The sequence below is a fragment of the Rhizobium rhododendri genome, from assembly GCF_007000325.2.
GTDB lineage: Bacteria > Pseudomonadota > Alphaproteobacteria > Rhizobiales > Rhizobiaceae > Rhizobium > Rhizobium rhododendri.
Window position 1 is genome coordinate 949,160 of the sequence record NZ_CP117267.1, and the last position, 17,111, is coordinate 966,270.

15 protein-coding genes, 2 tRNA genes and 1 pseudogene are annotated in these 17,111 nt (G+C 61.4%); 17 read left to right on the plus strand and 1 reads right to left on the minus strand.

The features are described 5' to 3' along the window. Positions 1-95: 95 nt before the first annotated feature. Both PR018_RS04735 and PR018_RS04740 read left to right on the plus strand, forming a co-directional pair. Positions 96-1,340, plus strand: a complete 1,245-nt coding sequence (locus tag PR018_RS04735; protein ID WP_142829490.1) for a metallophosphoesterase family protein — start codon at positions 96-98, stop codon at positions 1,338-1,340. A 3-nt stretch (positions 1,341-1,343) separates the two neighbouring features. After that, complete coding sequence (locus PR018_RS04740) at positions 1,344-4,793, plus strand: ATP-binding protein (protein ID WP_142829488.1); 3,450 nt, start codon at positions 1,344-1,346, stop codon at positions 4,791-4,793. A 2-nt stretch (positions 4,794-4,795) separates the two neighbouring features. Here PR018_RS04740 and PR018_RS04745 read toward each other — a convergent pair whose 3' ends face one another. Next, complete coding sequence (locus PR018_RS04745; RefSeq protein WP_142829486.1) at positions 4,796-5,299, minus strand: DUF3833 family protein; 504 nt, start codon at positions 5,297-5,299, stop codon at positions 4,796-4,798. A 404-nt stretch (positions 5,300-5,703) separates the two neighbouring features. Here PR018_RS04745 and PR018_RS04750 point away from each other — a divergent pair. The 15 genes and pseudogenes from PR018_RS04750 to PR018_RS04820 all read left to right on the plus strand — a co-directional run bounded on the left by PR018_RS04750 (position 5,704) and on the right by PR018_RS04820 (position 17,107). Then, a tRNA-Asp gene (locus PR018_RS04750) sits at positions 5,704-5,780 on the plus strand. Positions 5,781-5,856: 76 nt separating this feature from the next. Then, positions 5,857-5,933, plus strand: a tRNA-Asp gene (locus PR018_RS04755). A gap of 376 nt (positions 5,934-6,309) precedes the next feature. Beyond that, positions 6,310-6,675 (plus strand): NADH-quinone oxidoreductase subunit A, encoded by a 366-nt coding sequence (locus PR018_RS04760; RefSeq protein ID WP_111220802.1) that lies wholly within the window; start codon positions 6,310-6,312, stop codon positions 6,673-6,675. Continuing rightward, a complete protein-coding gene (locus tag PR018_RS04765) occupies positions 6,666-7,250 on the plus strand; it encodes a NuoB/complex I 20 kDa subunit family protein (protein WP_142829058.1) in 585 nt (194 codons plus the stop codon). The genes PR018_RS04760 and PR018_RS04765 overlap by 10 nt, the downstream gene beginning before the upstream one ends. Before the next feature lie 18 nt (positions 7,251-7,268). Continuing rightward, positions 7,269-7,886: an NADH-quinone oxidoreductase subunit C gene (locus PR018_RS04770; protein WP_142829057.1), complete on the plus strand. Its 618-nt coding sequence runs from the start codon at positions 7,269-7,271 to the stop codon at positions 7,884-7,886. A 36-nt stretch (positions 7,887-7,922) separates the two neighbouring features. Continuing rightward, positions 7,923-8,312 carry a four helix bundle protein gene (locus tag PR018_RS04775; protein ID WP_224128272.1) on the plus strand — a complete coding sequence of 130 codons (390 nt, stop codon included), beginning with the start codon at positions 7,923-7,925 and terminating at the stop codon, positions 8,310-8,312. 66 nt (positions 8,313-8,378) lie between these two features. Next, a complete protein-coding gene (locus tag PR018_RS04780) occupies positions 8,379-9,569 on the plus strand; it encodes an NADH-quinone oxidoreductase subunit D (protein ID WP_142829055.1) in 1,191 nt (396 codons plus the stop codon). Next, positions 9,569-9,871, plus strand: a complete 303-nt coding sequence (locus PR018_RS04785; protein ID WP_142829054.1) for a hypothetical protein — start codon at positions 9,569-9,571, stop codon at positions 9,869-9,871. The genes PR018_RS04780 and PR018_RS04785 overlap by 1 nt, the downstream gene beginning before the upstream one ends. Positions 9,872-9,887: 16 nt before the next feature. Further along, a pseudogene (gene nuoE / locus PR018_RS04790) lies at positions 9,888-10,754 on the plus strand (NADH-quinone oxidoreductase subunit NuoE); the annotation flags it as partial. Between the two features lie 35 nt (positions 10,755-10,789). Then, positions 10,790-11,035, plus strand: coding sequence for a hypothetical protein (locus PR018_RS04795; RefSeq protein ID WP_142829052.1), 246 nt, complete (start codon positions 10,790-10,792; stop codon positions 11,033-11,035). Between the two features lie 4 nt (positions 11,036-11,039). Then, on the plus strand, positions 11,040-12,344 hold the full coding sequence (nuoF, locus tag PR018_RS04800) for an NADH-quinone oxidoreductase subunit NuoF (protein ID WP_142829051.1): 1,305 nt from the start codon (positions 11,040-11,042) through the stop codon (positions 12,342-12,344). Between the two features lie 326 nt (positions 12,345-12,670). Then, entirely contained in the window at positions 12,671-14,752 is a 2,082-nt protein-coding gene (nuoG, locus tag PR018_RS04805) for an NADH-quinone oxidoreductase subunit NuoG (protein WP_142829050.1), read from the plus strand. 12 nt (positions 14,753-14,764) lie between these two features. Further along, positions 14,765-15,808, plus strand: a complete 1,044-nt coding sequence (gene nuoH / locus PR018_RS04810; protein ID WP_142829049.1) for an NADH-quinone oxidoreductase subunit NuoH — start codon at positions 14,765-14,767, stop codon at positions 15,806-15,808. A gap of 39 nt (positions 15,809-15,847) precedes the next feature. After that, positions 15,848-16,339 (plus strand): NADH-quinone oxidoreductase subunit NuoI, encoded by a 492-nt coding sequence (nuoI, locus tag PR018_RS04815; RefSeq protein ID WP_111220581.1) that lies wholly within the window; start codon positions 15,848-15,850, stop codon positions 16,337-16,339. Between the two features lie 153 nt (positions 16,340-16,492). Further along, positions 16,493-17,107 carry an NADH-quinone oxidoreductase subunit J gene (locus tag PR018_RS04820; RefSeq protein ID WP_142829048.1) on the plus strand — a complete coding sequence of 205 codons (615 nt, stop codon included), beginning with the start codon at positions 16,493-16,495 and terminating at the stop codon, positions 17,105-17,107. Positions 17,108-17,111 lie beyond the last annotated feature (4 nt).

Genomic DNA, 17,111 nt, shown 5'->3' on the forward strand with positions numbered 1-17,111 from the left:
TGCTGGATAACCCCGGGACGAGCGACCCGTCGCCATAGCATTCGCTGCCGAAGACGCTTAAAAAAGGCGCTCGACGCCTTTGCTGTCTGGAGCGCATGTCCGCATTCACCTTCATCCACGCCGCCGACCTCCATCTTGGCAGTCCCTTCCAGGGGCTGGCACTGAAGGATGCCGACATTGCAGCTGTGTTCGTCGATGCCAGCCGTAAGGCCTTCTCGACGCTGGTCGATCGTGCGGTCGAGCGCAGGGTGGATTTCTTCGTCATCGCCGGTGACGTCTATGACGGCGACTGGAAGGACAACAAGATCGGGTTGTTCTTCAACCGCGAGATGGCGCGGCTGGAGCGGGCTGGAATCCCCGTCTATCTGCTGAAAGGCAACCACGACGCCGAAAGCGTCATCACCCGGACGATCACGCTGCCCGACAACGTCCACCAGTTCCCGACCGGAAAACCCGGCACTTTCAAGCTGGAGGCCTTGAAAGTCGCGCTGCACGGGCAGGGCTTCGCCGACCGCTCGGCAACCGACAACCTGGCGCTCGGTTATCCGGCCGCGGTCCCCGGCTGGTTCAACATCGGCGTGCTGCACACCTCGCTGACCGGCCGCGAGCCGCATGCCAACTATGCCCCTTGTTCGCTCGACGACCTGCGCTCGCGCGGCTACGACTACTGGGCGCTCGGCCATGTTCACGAATATGAGTTGCTGGCTGAAAACCCGGCGATCATGTTTCCCGGCAACCTGCAGGGGCGAAGCATCCGCGAATGCGGCCCAAAGGGCGCGCTGCTGGTGAGTGTCGAGGATGGTATCGCCACCCACACCCGGATCATCGTCGATGAGGCGCGCTTCGGCGAACTCGCCGTCCTCGTCGATGTCGATGACGATCAACCGGCGATCCTGCGTCGTATCCAGCAGGCAGTCGAGCCGCTGGTCGAGGCTATGGAGGAACGCATCCTGGCCCTGCGCATCCGGCTTTCTGGCGAAAGCCACGTCCGCAAGGCGATCATTGCCCGCCGCCAGGATTTTCACGACGAAGTACAGGCAGCCTGCCATCGTGCGCACGCCGACATCTGGTTGGAGAAGCTTGAGATCAGGCTTGAGGATCCGGCAGGTCGCGCTGTCACCGCCAGCGCGACTGCCGGGCTGGACCTGGACGCCTTGATCCCGCCGGCGTCAGACTTGCCGCCGGCCGTGATCTCGGAGGCTGAGGCCCGTCTATCGGAAATCGTCGCCAAGCTGCCGGGCGGTCTCGGCGCCCAGGAACAGCCGCTGGACGTCGATCTGCAATCGCTGCTGGCCGAAGCCCGCGACCTGCTGGTTGCCCGGTCCGGAGGGGCGGTCTAGCCGATGCGTTTCAAGAGCCTGGAAATCCTGCGCTACGGTGCACTCACAGACCGCACCCTGACATTCCGGCCGGACGCGCGGCTGCACATCATCTACGGGCCCAACGAGGCCGGAAAGTCGTCGGCTCTGGCTGCGATTTCCGATCTGATGTTCGGTTTCCCGACGGCTGCCGAATACAGTTTCCTGCACGAGGCCAACACATTGCGGGTCGGCGCCGAAATTGTCAGCCAAGGTGGCCAGAGCCTTGCCTTCCGCCGCCGTCGTGGCCGCAAGAACACGCTGCTGTCGGCAGACGCCGCGGAAACCGCGTTGCCGGAGGATGCGCTTGCAGCCTTTATCGGGAGTCTCAACCGTGATGTTTTCGAGCGTGCCTTCGGGCTGAATTCCGATCGTCTGCGCCGTGGTGCTGCCGCGATGCTGAAAGGTGGCGGCGAGATCGGCAGCCTGCTGTTTTCGGCGGCCTCCGGTCTGCTCGGCCTGACGCAGCTGAAGCAGTCGCTGGAGAATGAGGCCGATCTCATCTTCGGGCCGCGAAAATCCAAGGATCGATCGTTCTACCAAGTGCTCGAGCGCCATGACGAGGCCAAGCGCGCCGAGCGGGACAGCGAGCTGAAATCCGGCGACTGGAAACGGCTTTTGGCCGATGCTGCCGATATCGAGGCACAGCTGGCCGCGCTTCAGGCGGAGCGACAGGAGACCAGGCACACCCTGGACCGCCTGACGATGCTGAAAACGCTGGAGCCGGTGCTGGCAGAAATCGATGCGGAGCAGGATCGGCTAGCCGAGTTCGTCGACCTTGCCCCGCTGCCGCAGGCTTTTGCAACGGAGCTGGCGCAAGCACTGGCGCGTCGTCAGGCGGTAGAGGCTGCGATCCGCGTTGCCGATGCCGAGATGGACCGCATTGCCGACGACATCAGCGCCACCCCTGTAGATGAGGCGATACGGGCAGCGGCGCCGGCGATCATGGCCCGCTACGCCGAGACAGCCGATTATCGTTCCAAGACCAAGGACATGCAGCGCGTGTCGGGCGAGATCGATGAATTCGACGCCCGTCTGGTGCAGTTCGCCCGCAGGCTTGGCCTTAGCGATGTGGCCGAGGTCGAGCGCGTTCAGCCCAGCGACGCGGAACTCGCGCGCATCCGCAGGCTCACAAGCGCGGGCATCGCCCTCCATCGCGATCATTCGGATGTCGGCCAGAGACTGGCCGAGGCGCGTGACCAGTTGCGGCGCCTTGAGGAGACGGCGGCGAGCGGCAGGCTCATCGACCCCAAGCCCTATCAGGAGCAGATGACCGTTCTGCAGCCCGATCTGTCTGAACTGTCGCGTCTGGATGCCGTTGCCGTTCAGGTGGAGCGTCTGGAGAGAGACCTCGAGGCGGCCACCGCCCGAATGTCGCCTGCGATAGACGACCTCGAGCGTCTGCTGTCCGTTCCCCTGCCGGACATCGCCGCACTTGCCAAGCAGGGCGACACGCTGGCAGAGGCCGAGGCCGATAGCCGGGACGCTGCCAACCGACTGGCGGCGCTGGAGAACGAAGCCAGCCAGATCGTCGCAAAGATCGCCGGTATGCAGCACGAGGGCTCGATCGTCACCCGCGAAGAGATCGCCGAAGCGCGCACCCTGAGAGACGGGGTTTGGCAATCCTTCGCTGCCGCACCGAAATCTACCAAGGACAATGCAGAAGTCGTGTCGCAAGCCATCCGCGAAGCCGACAGGTTGGCCGACCTGGCGCTGGCCAACGCCGACCGCGTCTCGCGCCACACGCAGCTACGTCTGCGGCAGGCCGAACTCGAGCCGCAACTGGAGGCCGCACGGTCCGAGAGCTTCACAAAAGACAAGGCGCTCGAGGCTGCGCGTAAAACGTACCGGCAGCTGTTCGAGCCGGCCGGTGTCAAACCGTTGTCGCCGGACCGCATGATCGACTGGCGCCGCGCCGTCGACGCTCTCTCCAGGCAGCGTGAAACCCTCAACGACATCAGGGATGAACTGGCTGAACTGAAACGCAAGGAAGCGCGGCTCGGACCGGTGCTTGCAGACCTCGCCGATGCGACCGGATATAGCGCCACCGCCTCCCTTGCGCCATCGGCGCTGGCTCGTGGCCTGTCGCGACACATCGAGACGATAGCCGAGCGCTGGACCGATAGCCGGTCGCTCGAGGGCAAGCGCGCTGCGGCGCGGGAAAACATCGCCGGTCTCGAACAGCGCCAGTCGGATATCAACGTCTCCATCGCCAAATTCGAGGCAGCCTTTGCCAACGCCGCGCTGGCGATAGGGCTACCGGAAGGCACCACCGTCGATATGGCGGAGGCGGCGATCGAGATATGGAAGTCGTTGCCGGAAACGCTGACGGAGCGGGAAAACCGCCGCCGCCGCGTCCGTGGCATGCAGCGCGATACGACAGCCTTCGAGCACGCCGTACGGGATCTCGTGAACGCCATCGCGCCGGACCTGAAGCCGCTGGCGCCCGATGCCGCCGCAGAAGCGCTGCACGAGCGGGCCGTGTCGGCCAATGCCGGCGACCAGCGCCGCGCGGCTCTGGAAAAGGCCCGCCAGCAGGCCGGGTTACGGCTGGCACGATGCCGGTCGGATCTGGAGGAGGTCGAGGCCGAACTCGCCGCACTTTCAATACAGGTGCCGGCTGAGCATGACCTCGATGCGCTTCTGGCGCGGCTTGAGGAGCGCCGCCGCCTGCAAAGCCGGCTCGCTGAAAGCCGGGCGCGATTTGCACTGCAGGCAAACGGACAGGATGAGGCACATGTCCGGGCCGGCCTATCGGGTTTCGACCGGGTCGTGGCGGAGCTCGAAATCGAGCAACTCGCAGCCCGGGACCAGACTCAGCTCAGCCGGTTTGCCGACCTGAACGTGCGGCTCGCGGAAAACCAGCGGCAACGCCAGCTGCTCGAGAACGGTGCGGGCGCGGAACTGGCGGTCTTCCAGAAATACGCGGCGGAAGCGGAGGCCAAGGCGCTCGCCCGCGAGTGGCTCGTCCTCAAGCTGGCATCGAGCCTGCTGGCGTCATCCATGGAAACCTACCGAGAGCGGCAGGCAGATCCTGTGATGCGCCGGGCAGGGGAGTTGTTCTCTGTGCTGACAGGTGGCCGTTTTTCGCGCCTGGTGCAGCTGTATGACGACAGGGACGAGCTGCAGCTACAGGCGGAGCGGACGGGTGGCGAGAAAGTGCCGCTCGACGGCCTCAGCGAAGGCACCGGCGACCAGCTGTACCTGGCTCTGCGGCTTGCCTTCCTCGAGGACTATTCAGCGCGCAACGAGCCAGCGCCGCTGATTGTCGACGACATTTTCCAGACGTTCGACGATGATCGCACCGCATCGGGCCTCAAAGCTCTCTGCGGTACGGCTGATCGGTTCCAGACGATTCTCTTCACCCATGAAATGAGTGTCGTCGATATCGCCACCCGCGAGATCGGCAAGGAGCTCGATCTCATCAGGCTTTAGGCTCAGGGGCGCGTGAAGACCACATGCGTGCGCGCAACGGGGAAGCCATATTTCGTTACCCAGGCGTTGTTGATCATGCTGCCATCCGGTTGGACGACCATCGAATCATGGAACCGGACGATGTTGGGTTTGCCCTTCGGTTCGAGGTTGACCAGGTACGTGAATCTCGCGGTCTGGCCGGTAATCTTCACCTCGGTGTCGCCGACCACATCCTCTCGCGTACCGCGATAAGTGTTGGGTCCGGTGCGCGTGAAGCGCCAGGTCTTGCGGTCGGTCTCGCCGTCCGCATAGCGAAAGTCCTCGCGCAGGGAAAAATGCTTGCCCGACGATGTGCCCGTAAGCTTGACCTTGAAATCGCGGCTGACGCCGTTGATTGCGCCAAAATGCCCGGTCGCCACGGTGTGCCCCGCAAAGTACTGTTCAAGCCGCAGATCGGCGGCGGATGCTCCGGCCACGCCCACCAGCTGCAGCAGGGCGGCGGCGATAAGGGTTCGTCCAAAACGCATCTATTCTCTCCCGTGATTGCCGGCGTCACCCGTTGGCACGCCGTTGCAAGACATACGCCGGCATCCCGGGCATGGATCATAGCAAGGGCTCCGCACACGAGGTGCCGCGAGCCTGCGGGGAGGGCTGTATTCGAACCAACCAATGCGGCGAGCACGAATCGGCTCCGGATTTCGGCCGAGGGCAAAGGCAACGCTGCTTCGGGCTCGATGGTTTTGGCTGCAAACGGCGGCTCCAACGTGCTTTGCGGGAAGCCCCGGATGGTCATCCAAAACAAATCACCGGCGGTCATGGAATTGTCTTCAAAGCTGCTTGACACCAAAAGGCGAACCTCGTAGTTAGCCGCTCATCGAACGGCGAGCCGCTCGGTTGGATACGCAAGTGTCCGGAATGCTTGAAATGAATTGCGGGTGTAGCTCAGTTGGTTAGAGTGCCGGCCTGTCACGCCGGAGGTCGCGGGTTCGAGCCCCGTCACTCGCGCCATTTCAAGTTAAGCAGATCTTCTGAAGATCGCCTTTCCGGTTGTTTGGGGCCACGGCTTTAGGGCCACATAATATGCGCGGGTGTAGCTCAGTTGGTTAGAGTGCCGGCCTGTCACGCCGGAGGTCGCGGGTTCGAGCCCCGTCACTCGCGCCATTAGCCAACGCTGATGACCCCTCCCAGAAAACCTTCGAAAGTGCGGCATAGTGGCATCGAAGCCGTGCGGTTTCTCCTGCTACGTGATCCGATGTCTGGTCACTCAAGACATTGCGGCTTCCGATAAGTCTTTATTTTCAATCATAATTCAGTACCTTGCCGACCTGTGCTGCCCTGTCGGTTTCTCTGTCTGCGCGCATAGGTATTAAGCTTTGCAGCCGACGTGTCCTGATGCGCGTCCAAATCCCCCGTCAAAGCTCTTGCACCGGCGCGTCGCCTGCGCTAACCACGGCGTGTTGCAATGCTCTTTCGCTTGCTGGGCAATCGCCCCGAGGTGCCGCCCCGGCGCTTCCCCCCGCAGGCAGGGATGGACACCATGACTGGACTTCTGAGCGCCTATATTCCGATCGCAATCTTCATCGGAATTGCCCTGATCATCGGCCTTGCGCTGCTGGTCACGCCTTTCGCCGTCGCCTTCAAGGCACCGGATCCGGAAAAGCTTTCGGCTTTCGAATGCGGCTTCAACGCCTTCGACGATGCCCGCATGAAATTCGACATCCGCTTCTACCTGGTATCGATTCTCTTCATCATCTTCGATCTGGAAGTTGCCTTCCTGTTTCCGTGGGCAGTGTCGTTCTCATCGATCGGCTGGTTTGGGCTGTGGTCCATGATGGTATTTCTCGGCGTGCTGACCATCGGATTCGTCTATGAATGGAAAAAGGGAGCCTTGGAATGGGAGTAGGCAATAGCAACGCGACGCTGATCGCGCCGCAGCCGAAGGGCCTTGTCGATCCGTCGACCGGCCGTCCCATCGGCAGCAACGATCCGTTTTTCGGCGAAGTGAACAACGAGCTGGCCGACAAGGGCTTCTTGACGACAACCACCGACAACCTCATCACTTGGGCTCGTACCGGCTCGCTGATGTGGATGCAGTTCGGGCTCGCCTGTTGCGCCGTGGAAGGCCTGATGCAGGTCTCCGGTCCGCGTTACGACATGGAGCGCTTCGGTGTTGCACCGCGCGCCTCTCCGCGCCAGTCCGACGTGATGATCGTGGCGGGCACTCTCACCAACAAGATGGCCCCGGCGCTCCGCAAGGTCTACGACCAGATGCCCGAGCCGCGCTATGTGATCTCGATGGGATCCTGCGCCAATGGTGGCGGCTACTACCACTATTCCTACTCGGTCGTGCGCGGCTGCGACCGCGTCGTGCCTGTCGATATCTACGTCCCGGGCTGTCCTCCTACGGCAGAAGCGCTTCTCTACGGCGTGCTCCTGCTGCAGAAAAAGATCCGCCGCACCGGCACGATCGAACGCTAGATCGAGGGACAAAGTATCATGACTGAAGCCCTGAGCGAACTTGCTGCCTACATCGGCGAAGCGCGCGGCACGCTGGTTTCCTCGTCGGAGATCAAGTTTGGCGAACTGACGCTCACAACGGATGTTGATAACATCGTCGCGCTCCTGACATTCCTGCGTGACGATCCGAAATGTGCGTTCATCGCGCTCACCGATATCTGCGGCGTAGACTGGCCACAGAGGCCGGAGCGTTTCGACGTGGTTTATCACCTTATGTCGCCGACGAAGAACCTACGCATCCGCATCAAGCTCGTTACGACGGAAGACCGTGCCGTTCCGTCCGCCGGCGGTGTATTTCGCGGTGCAGACTGGTTCGAGCGCGAGGCATGGGACCTGTTTGGGATCACATTCTCCGGCCACACGGACCTTCGCCGTATCCTTACCGACTACGGTTTCGAGGGTCATCCGCTGCGCAAGGATTTTCCGACAACGGGCTTAGTCGAAGTACGCTACGATGATCTGGCCAAGCGGGTCGTCTACGAGTCGGTCGAACTGAAACAGGAATTCCGCAATTTCGACTTCCTCAGCCCCTGGGAAGGCACAGACTACGTCCTGCCGCCCGTGGTGCTGCCGGGTGACGAGAAGGCGAAGCAGTAGGCGGCAGATTAGGCTATGGGGAATAGGCAGTAGGCAATAGTAGGGGAGACTGCGACGGCGATTAACTCTTATCAGGATCTGATAGTGTGGAAGCGCTCGATGGATATTGCAGTTGACTGCTACAGCCTGACCAAGACTTTTCCCAAAGACGAAATCTACGGCCTCGTTTCGCAGATAAGACGTTCCGCGGCCTCTGTTGCGGCGAATATTGCCGAAGGTTACGGACGAGAAACGACGGGCGCGTACCTTCATCATCTGAAGATCGCGCAGGGTTCGCTGAAGGAATTGGAAACGCATCTTATCTTGTGTTCACGCGTGGGATTGATTGAAGCGCATCAACTTGAAACGGCGCTTTCCACAAGTGAAGAAATCGGAAAAATGCTTCGCTCTCTCGTGCGGCGCCTGCAGGAGGTACGGAGCAAATGAAGGCTAAGACTGAACCGACTGCCTATTGCCTAATGGCTAATGCCTGCAGGAGCGGAGCGACGAGCAATGACTGAACACAACGTCCGTAATTTCACGATCAACTTCGGTCCGGAGCATCCGTCTGCGCATGGCGTGCTGCGTCTGGTGCTGGAGCTGGATGGGGAGATTGTCGAGCGCGTCGATCCGCACATCGGCCTGCTGCATCGTGGCACCGAGAAATTGATCGAGACCAAGACCTATCTGCAGGCTGTGCCCTATTTCGATCGGCTGGACTACGTTGCGCCGATGAACCAGGAGCACGCCTTTGCGCTCGGCGTCGAGAAGCTGCTTGGCCTCGAGATCCCTATTCGTGGCCAGTTGATTCGCGTGCTCTATTCGGAAATCGGCCGCATCCTGTCGCACATCATGAACGTCACGACCCAGGCGATGGACGTGGGCGCCATGACGCCGCCGGTCTGGGGCTTCGAAGAGCGCGAAAAGCTGATGATCTTCTACGAGCGCGCTTGCGGCGCTCGGTTACACGCAGCCTATTTCCGTCCGGGCGGCGTCCATCAGGACATTCCACCGGAGCTCGTCGAAGACATCGGCAAGTGGTGCGATCCCTTCCTGAAGATCCTCGATGACATCGAAGGCCTGCTCACCGGCAACCGAATTTTCAAGCAGCGCAACGTCGATATCGGCGTCGTGAAGCTGGAAGACGCATGGAACATGGGCTTTTCCGGCGTCATGATCCGTGGCTCCGGTGCCAAGTGGGACCTGCGTCGCTCGCAGCCGTACGAATGCTATTCCGATCTCGAATTCGACATCGCCATCGGCAAGAACGGCGACTGTTTCGACCGCTACCTGATCCGCATGGAAGAGATGCGCCAGTCGGTGCGGATCATGAAGCAGTGCGTCGACCGTCTTCTCGGTGTTGCAAAGACCGGGCCCGTGTCGTCGCTGGACGGCAAGGTCGTGCCGCCGAAGCGCGGCGATATGAAGCGTTCGATGGAAGGCCTCATCCACCATTTCAAGCTCTACACAGAGGGCTACCACGTGCCGGCCGGCGAAGTTTATGCGGCCGTCGAAGCACCGAAGGGCGAGTTCGGCGTCTACCTGGTGGCCGATGGATCGAACAAGCCATACCGCTGCAAGATCCGTGCGCCTGGCTTCGTTCACTTGCAGGCAATGGATTTCCTCTGCCGTGGGCACCAGCTGGCCGACGTCACCGCAGTTCTCGGCTCGCTCGACATCGTCTTCGGCGAGGTCGATCGCTGATGCAGCGTCTTCCCCTCGTCATTGCCGCTTTGATGTTTGCGTCGGTTGCCTCTGCGCAGCAGACGACGACCAAGCTTGGCTCGATGGGGCAGGTGGTGGGCAAGCCGATTACCGGCGACAGCACCGGGTCGGGTGCAGCCTCTGGCGAGCAGACCATGGCAGAGCTTCTGAACAAGGGTTATGATATCAAGGCCGCCGTGCCGAATGGCGGCAAGTTCATCGTATTTATGCAGAAAGACCAGTCGGCCTATGCCTGCGAGTTCCAGTCCCTGACGGGCGCGCGGTGTGGTTCCATAAACTGAGATAAGGCGTGAAAGTATGTCCGTTCGTCGACTAGCAGAAAATCAGTTCCAGCCTGCCGGCTTCGCGTTCAGCGACGAGAATTCCGCATGGGTGGACCGGACTATCCAGAAATATCCGGAAGGTCGCCAGCAATCGGCGGTGATCCCGGTGTTGATGCGCGCGCAGGATCAGGAAGGCTGGGTGTCCAAGGCTGCGATCGAAAAGGTCGCAGATATCCTCGGCATGGCCTATATCCGCGTCCTGGAAATCGCCACCTTCTACACCCAGTTCCAGCTGCAACCGGTCGGCACCCGCGCCCATGTGCAGGTATGCGGCACGACCCCTTGCATGCTGCGCGGCTCGCAGAAGCTGATGGATGTCTGCAAGAGCAAGATCCACGAGCACACCTTCGCCCGCAATGCCGAGGGCACGTTGTCCTGGGAAGAGGTCGAATGTCTCGGGGCCTGCGTCAATGCACCGATGGTGATGATCGGGCGCGATACCTACGAAGACCTGACACCGGAACGGCTTGGCGAGATCATCGATACTTTCGAGGCCGGCAAGGGCGCCGAGATCAAGCCGGGTCCGCAGATCGACCGCTGGTTCTCGTCCCCGGAAGGTGGCCCGACGGCTCTTCTCGGCGAATACCAGCCCTACACCAAGGCAGAGGACAAGCCGCCGGAGCCTGCTGCCCCTGCCGCTGAAGGCGCGACAACGCCGCCGTCTGAGGCAGCCAAGCCGAAAAGCACGGATGCCGAGACCAACGCTGCGCTGAAGAGCCCGGCCGATGGCAAGTCGGCAGCGCCAGCGGGTACTCCGAACGCACAGCCGGCAAAAGCGGACAACACTGCGTCCGGTCCGGCCAAGGCCGGCGCGACAGAGCCGGCTGAAGCGCCTGCAGCGCCGACGCCCAAGAAGCCGCAGTGATGATGACAGGAATGGCCAACGTCACGAATGATCGTCTCCAGATGAGCATGAAGCCTTTTCTGGCCGACATGGTTTTCGGAAACGCCGAAGCGGATGAATGCGTCGCGTCGATCCGTGGTCGGCTTCCAGTCCATACGCTAAACGCAAACGCTGCTCGCGGCGACGTTGCCAATCTGTATAGATCTGTTGGACGTATGAACATGCGACTGTCACGCATCGAAACACGTCTCGAAATAATCGACGAACCGGCGGAATAAGCACATGCTGAACGATCAGGATCGCATCTTCACAAACATCTACGGCCTTCGCGACAAGTCGCTGAAGGGCGCCATGAGCCGTGGCCACTGGGACGGCACCAAACAGATCCTCGAAAAGGGTCGCGACTGGATCATCAACGAGATGAAAGCCTCTGGCCTGCGCGGTCGTGGCGGCGCCGGCTTCCCGACCGGGCTTAAATGGTCGTTCATGCCGAAGGAAAACGACGGCCGCCCGCACTACCTCGTCGTCAACGCCGACGAATCGGAGCCGGGCACCTGCAAGGACCGCGACATCCTGCGCCACGATCCGCACACGCTGATCGAGGGCTGCGTCATCGCGTCCTTCGCCATGGGCGCCAACCACGCCTACATCTACGTTCGCGGCGAATACATCCGCGAGCGCGAGGCGCTTCAGGCGGCGATCGACGAATGCTATGATGCCGGCCTGCTCGGCAAGAACAACAAGCTCGGCTACGACATCGACATCATCGTCCATCACGGTGCCGGCGCCTACATCTGCGGCGAGGAAACCGCGCTGCTCGAAAGCCTCGAGGGCAAGAAGGGCCAGCCGCGCCTGAAGCCGCCGTTCCCGGCCAATATGGGCCTTTACGGCTGCCCGACGACGGTCAACAACGTCGAGTCGATCGCCGTTGCGCCGACCATCTTGCGCCGTGGCGCTGCATGGTTCTCCGGCATAGGCCGCCCGAACAACGTCGGCACCAAGCTGTTCATGCTGTCCGGTCACGTCAATAAGCCGGTCACCGTCGAAGAAAGCATGGGGATCACCTTCCGCGAGCTCGTAGAAAAGCATGCCGGTGGCATCCGCGGCGGCTGGGACAATCTGCTGGCGGTCATTCCCGGCGGCGCATCCTGCCCGATCGTTCCTGCCAAGGACATGATCGACGGCATCATGGATTTCGACGGCATGCGGGCGGCGGGTTCGTCCTTCGGTACCGGCGCCTCCATCGTCATGGACAAGTCCACCGACGTCATCAGGGCGATTGCCCGCATCTCGGCCTTCTTCAAGCACGAGAGCTGCGGCCAGTGCACGCCGTGCCGCGAAGGTACCGGCTGGATGTGGCGGGTGCTCGAGCGCATGGCGAAGGGCAATGCCCAGAAGCGCGAGATCGACATGCTTCTGCAGGTCACCAAGCAGATCGAAGGCCACACGATCTGCGCACTTGGCGACGCGGCATCATGGCCCGTGCAGGGCCTGATCCGGCATTTTCGTCCCGAGATCGAAAAGCGTATCGACCAATACAGTGCCAACGCGCTGGACCACGGCGCCGTACTCGAGGCGGCGGAATAGGAATAACGGCAATGGCGACGCACGAAGAGGCGCCGCTCTCCGACTGTGGCGGGGCAGCGAAAGCGGTGACCCGACGAGATGGCGACAGATACGCGGTTGACCCGGGCAACTGTCGGTAGAATGAAGGAAGCAGCCGTGTTGCGGATCGTCTCCGTTGATTCGGGTGCTTGGGGGGCAGGGGGCGACCAGGTGGTGGTCTCTGTAGGCGGAATGCTAGGCAATTGCATCGCGCGCGGCTTCTCGGCCGTTTGACGGCGAGGCTGTTGCGGTCATGAATTTGTTGCAGCCGGGTCCGGCGGCAAATGCGAAACAGGACTGAGTGGACGATGGCAAAACTGAAGATTGACGGCAAAGAGATCGAAGTCCCGGATCACTACACGCTCATCCAGGCGTGCGAGGAAGCCGGCGCCGAAGTTCCGCGCTTCTGTTTCCATGAACGCCTGTCGGTTGCCGGCAACTGCCGCATGTGCCTGATCGAGGTCAAGGGCGGACCGCCGAAGCCGCAGGCTTCCTGCGCCATGGGCGTGCGCGATATCAGAGGCGGCCCGAACGGCGAGCTGCCGGAAATCTTCACCAACACGCCTATGGTCAAGAAGGCCCGCGAGGGCGTGATGGAATTCCTGCTCATCAACCATCCGCTAGATTGCCCGATCTGCGACCAGGGTGGCGAATGCGACCTGCAGGACCAGGCGATGGCCTTCGGCATAGACTCGTCGCGCTACCGCGAAGACAAGCGTGCCGTCGAGGACAAGTACATCGGCCCGCTGGTCAAGACCGTGATGAACCGTTGCATCCACTGCACGCGCTGTGTCCGCTTCACCACCGAAGTCGGCGGCATCTCCGAGCTCGGCCTGATCGGCCGTGGCGAGGATGCAGAAATCACCACCTATCTCGAGCAGGCAATGACCTCCGAGCTGCAGGGCAATGTCGTGGACCTCTGCCCGGTCGGCGCGCTGACATCAAAGCCATTCGCCTTCACGGCCCGTCCTTGGGAACTCAACAAGACCGAATCGATCGACGTCATGGACGCGCTCGGTTCCGCCATCCGCGTCGATACCCGTGGTCGCGAAGTGATGCGCATCCTGCCGCGCACCAACGATGCTATCAACGAGGAATGGATCTCTGACAAGAGCCGGTACATCTGGGACGGCCTGAAGACGCAGCGTCTCGACAAGCCCTATGTCCGTCGCGACGGTCGCCTGCAGGTCGCTACCTGGGCAGAAGCCTTTGCCGCGATCAAGTCGGCAGTCGCCTCCACGTCGGGCGACAAGATCGGCGCAATCGCCGGCGATCTCGCCTCGGTCGAGGAAATGTACGCCCTTTCCGAACTCATGAAGGCGCTCGGGTCTGAAAACCTCGACTGTCGCCAGGATGGGGCGGCATTCGATCCGTCGCTCGGTCGCGCAAGCTATGTCTTCAATCCGACCATCGAGGGCATCGAGGCGGCAGACGCGCTGCTCATCGTCGGCGCCAATCCGCGGTACGAGGCCGCTGTCCTAAACGCGCGTATCCGCAAGCGCTGGCGTCGTGGCAAGTTCCCGATCGGCGTGATCGGTGAAGGCGGCGAGATGCGTTACAAGTACGATTATCTCGGTGCAGGTCCGGATACGCTGCTGGATGTCGTCAACGGCGGCCACGCTTTTGCAGAGATCCTGAAGAATGCCGAACGCCCGATGATCATCGTCGGATCCGGCGCGTTCATCCGTGAAGATGCGGCTGACATCGTTGCCAACGTCGCTAAGCTTGCCGTCGGAGTTGGTGCAGTCACCGAGGGCTGGAACGGGCTTGCCGTTCTGCACACGGTTGCCTCCCGCGTCGGTGGCCTCGATCTCGGCTTTGTGCCGGGTGAGAAGGGCGTCAACGCGGCCGCCATGCTGACGGCGATGGATGTTCTGTTCCTGCTCGGCGCCGACGAGATGGATTTCTCCGGCAAGACCGCAAAGTTCACGGTCTACATCGGGTCGCATGGCGACCAGGGTGCCCACACCGCCGACGTCATCCTGCCCGGCGCGACCTATACCGAGAAGTCGGGTATCTGGGTCAATACCGAGGGCCGTGTCCAGATGGGCAACCGCGCCGGCTTCGCACCGGGCGATGCGCGCGAGGATTGGGCGATCCTCCGGGCTCTCTCCGACGTCCTCGGAAAGAAGCTGCCATTTGATTCGCTGAGCCAGCTGCGGTCGAAACTCTACGCTGCATTCCCGCATTTCGCTGAGATCGACGAGATCGCCGTGGCTGACAGTGCCAGAATTGTCGCTTTGTCGAAGAAAGCCGGGAAGATGGGCAAATCCGCGTTTGCGTCGCCGATCAAAGACTTCTATTTGACGAACCCGATAGCGCGCGCCTCCGCTGTTATGGCGGAGTGCTCGGCATTGGCCCGCAACAACTTCCAGGCTGCGGCAGAGTAAGGGTAGGGGACGATGGATTCATTCTTCATGGCCTACGTCTGGCCGACGATCATCATGGTTGGACAGTCGCTCCTGCTGCTCGTCTGCCTGCTGATCTTCATCGCCTTCATCCTGCTTGCCGACCGCAAGATCTGGGCCGCAGTGCAACTGCGTCGCGGCCCGAACGTCGTAGGTCCTTTCGGCCTCTTCCAGTCGTTTGCCGACCTTTTGAAGTTCATGTTCAAGGAGCCGCTAATCCCGGCGGGCGCCAACAAGGGCGTCTTCCTGCTGGCGCCTCTGGTTTCGGTGACGCTGGCGCTGATGACCTGGGCGGTCATTCCGTTGGCCAACGGCTGGGTCATCGCCAACATCAATGTCGGCATCCTCTACATCCTGGCGATCTCGTCTCTCGAGGTCTACGCCATCATCATGGCCGGCTGGGGATCGAACTCGAAATATCCGTTCCTCGGCGCGCTGCGTTCTGCGGCACAGATGGTCTCCTACGAAGTCTCGATCGGCCTCGTGATCGTTACCGTGCTGCTCTGCGTTGGCTCTCTCAATCTCTCCGACATCGTGCTGTCTCAGAAGATCGGCCTTGGCACCAAGATCGGCTTGCCCTCGTCCTTCCTCGACTGGCATTGGCTGTCGCTGTTCCCGATGTTCATCATCTTCTTCATCTCGGCGCTGGCCGAGACGAACCGTCCTCCCTTCGATCTTCCTGAAGCGGAGTCCGAGCTGGTGGCCGGCTACATGGTCGAGTACGGCTCGTCGATGTACATGATGTTCATGCTTGGCGAATATTGCGCCATCGTCATGATGTGCTCGCTGACGACGATCCTGTTCCTCGGCGGCTGGTTGCCTCCGTTGGATGTCTGGTTCCTGAACTGGGTTCCCGGCGTCATCTGGTTCCTGATCAAGTCGTGCCTGGTGTTCTTCATGTTCGCCATGGTCAAGGCCTTCGTTCCGCGCTACCGCTACGACCAGCTCATGCGCCTCGGCTGGAAGGTATTCCTGCCGCTGTCGCTCGCCATGGTCGTCATCGTCGCATTCGTCCTGAAGCTGACGGGATGGGCATGATCATGTCCGTCTCGCTTTCATGCAGATTTGGAGTTTAAAATGGCCGGATTATCCAACGCCATCGGCTCGCTGTTTCTGAAGGAATTCGCCGGCGCCTTCCTGCTGACGATGCGCTATTTCTTCAAGCAGAAAGCGACCATCAACTATCCCTTCGAAAAGGGACCGGTCAGCCCGCGCTTCCGGGGCGAGCATGCGTTGCGCCGCTATCCGAACGGCGAAGAGCGCTGCATCGCCTGCAAGCTGTGCGAAGCGATCTGTCCGGCGCAGGCGATCACCATCGAGGCTGGCCCGCGCCGCAACGACGGAACCCGCCGCACCGTCCGTTATGACATTGACATGGTGAAGTGCATTTATTGCGGCTTCTGCCAGGAAGCCTGCCCGGTCGACGCCATCGTCGAGGGGCCGAATTTCGAGTTTGCCACGGAAACCCGCGAAGAACTGTATTTCGACAAGCAGCGGCTTCTGGATAACGGCGATCGCTGGGAGCGCGAAATCGCTCGCAACATCGCAATCGACTCGCCCTATCGCTGAGCCGTTGCGCCTGAATATGCCATGACGGCCGGCGGCACTATTCGCCATCGCCATGGTTCAAGATAGACCGGGGCTTCGCGTCATTGTTGCGAAGCCGCATCGGGCCGGGGGTTTTCTCCCGATTGCCCGGGGGAAGATGAAAAAGGCACCAACATGGGTCTGCAGGCTCTATTTTTCTATCTGTTCGCCTTCATCGCGGTAGCGTCGGCGTTCATGGTCATTTCGGCGCGGAACCCGGTTCACTCGGTCCTGTTCCTCATCCTGACATTCTTCAACGCGGCCGGCCTGTTCTTGCTTCTGGGTGCCGAGTTCCTGGCGATGATCCTGCTGGTCGTTTATGTCGGCGCCGTGGCGGTGTTGTTCCTTTTCGTCGTCATGATGCTCGACGTCGACTTTGCCGAACTGCGCTCCGGGCTTTTGAGCTACGCGCCGATCGGGGCGATAATCGGGATCATCCTCGCCGCCGAACTGATCGTCGTGGTCGGCGGCAGCGTCATTTCGCCTGAGATCGCCAAGACCGTGGCGATGCCTATCCCCGATCTTGCCACCCGCACGAACACCGCAGCGCTCGGCGACGTGCTCTATACAAACTACGTCTTCTTCTTCGAGATCGCCGGCCTCGTGCTGCTGGTGTCGATGATCGGCGCCATCGTGCTGACGCTGCGGCATCGGGTGAACATCAAGCGCCAGGATATTTCCAAACAGGTTGCCCGTACGCCGGCGACTGCCGTCGAGGTAGTTTCCGTCAAGCCCGGGCAGGGCATCTGAGCTG

What these genes read in the sequence shown, in the direction of transcription:
- PR018_RS04735 (WP_142829490.1), top strand. Translation starts at nt 96, where the DNA reads ATGTCCGCATTCACCTTCATCCACGCCGCCGACCTCCATCTTGGCAGT.
- PR018_RS04740 (WP_142829488.1), top strand. Translation starts at nt 1,344, where the DNA reads ATGCGTTTCAAGAGCCTGGAAATCCTGCGCTACGGTGCACTCACAGAC.
- PR018_RS04745 (WP_142829486.1), bottom strand. Translation starts at nt 5,299, where the DNA reads ATGCGTTTTGGACGAACCCTTATCGCCGCCGCCCTGCTGCAGCTGGTG.
- PR018_RS04760 (WP_111220802.1), top strand. Translation starts at nt 6,310, where the DNA reads ATGACTGGACTTCTGAGCGCCTATATTCCGATCGCAATCTTCATCGGA.
- PR018_RS04765 (WP_142829058.1), top strand. Translation starts at nt 6,666, where the DNA reads ATGGGAGTAGGCAATAGCAACGCGACGCTGATCGCGCCGCAGCCGAAG.
- PR018_RS04770 (WP_142829057.1), top strand. Translation starts at nt 7,269, where the DNA reads ATGACTGAAGCCCTGAGCGAACTTGCTGCCTACATCGGCGAAGCGCGC.
- PR018_RS04780 (WP_142829055.1), top strand. Translation starts at nt 8,379, where the DNA reads ATGACTGAACACAACGTCCGTAATTTCACGATCAACTTCGGTCCGGAG.
- PR018_RS04785 (WP_142829054.1), top strand. Translation starts at nt 9,569, where the DNA reads ATGCAGCGTCTTCCCCTCGTCATTGCCGCTTTGATGTTTGCGTCGGTT.
- PR018_RS04795 (WP_142829052.1), top strand. Translation starts at nt 10,790, where the DNA reads ATGGCCAACGTCACGAATGATCGTCTCCAGATGAGCATGAAGCCTTTT.
- nuoF (WP_142829051.1), top strand. Translation starts at nt 11,040, where the DNA reads ATGCTGAACGATCAGGATCGCATCTTCACAAACATCTACGGCCTTCGC.
- nuoG (WP_142829050.1), top strand. Translation starts at nt 12,671, where the DNA reads ATGGCAAAACTGAAGATTGACGGCAAAGAGATCGAAGTCCCGGATCAC.
- nuoH (WP_142829049.1), top strand. Translation starts at nt 14,765, where the DNA reads ATGGATTCATTCTTCATGGCCTACGTCTGGCCGACGATCATCATGGTT.
- nuoI (WP_111220581.1), top strand. Translation starts at nt 15,848, where the DNA reads ATGGCCGGATTATCCAACGCCATCGGCTCGCTGTTTCTGAAGGAATTC.
- PR018_RS04820 (WP_142829048.1), top strand. Translation starts at nt 16,493, where the DNA reads ATGGGTCTGCAGGCTCTATTTTTCTATCTGTTCGCCTTCATCGCGGTA.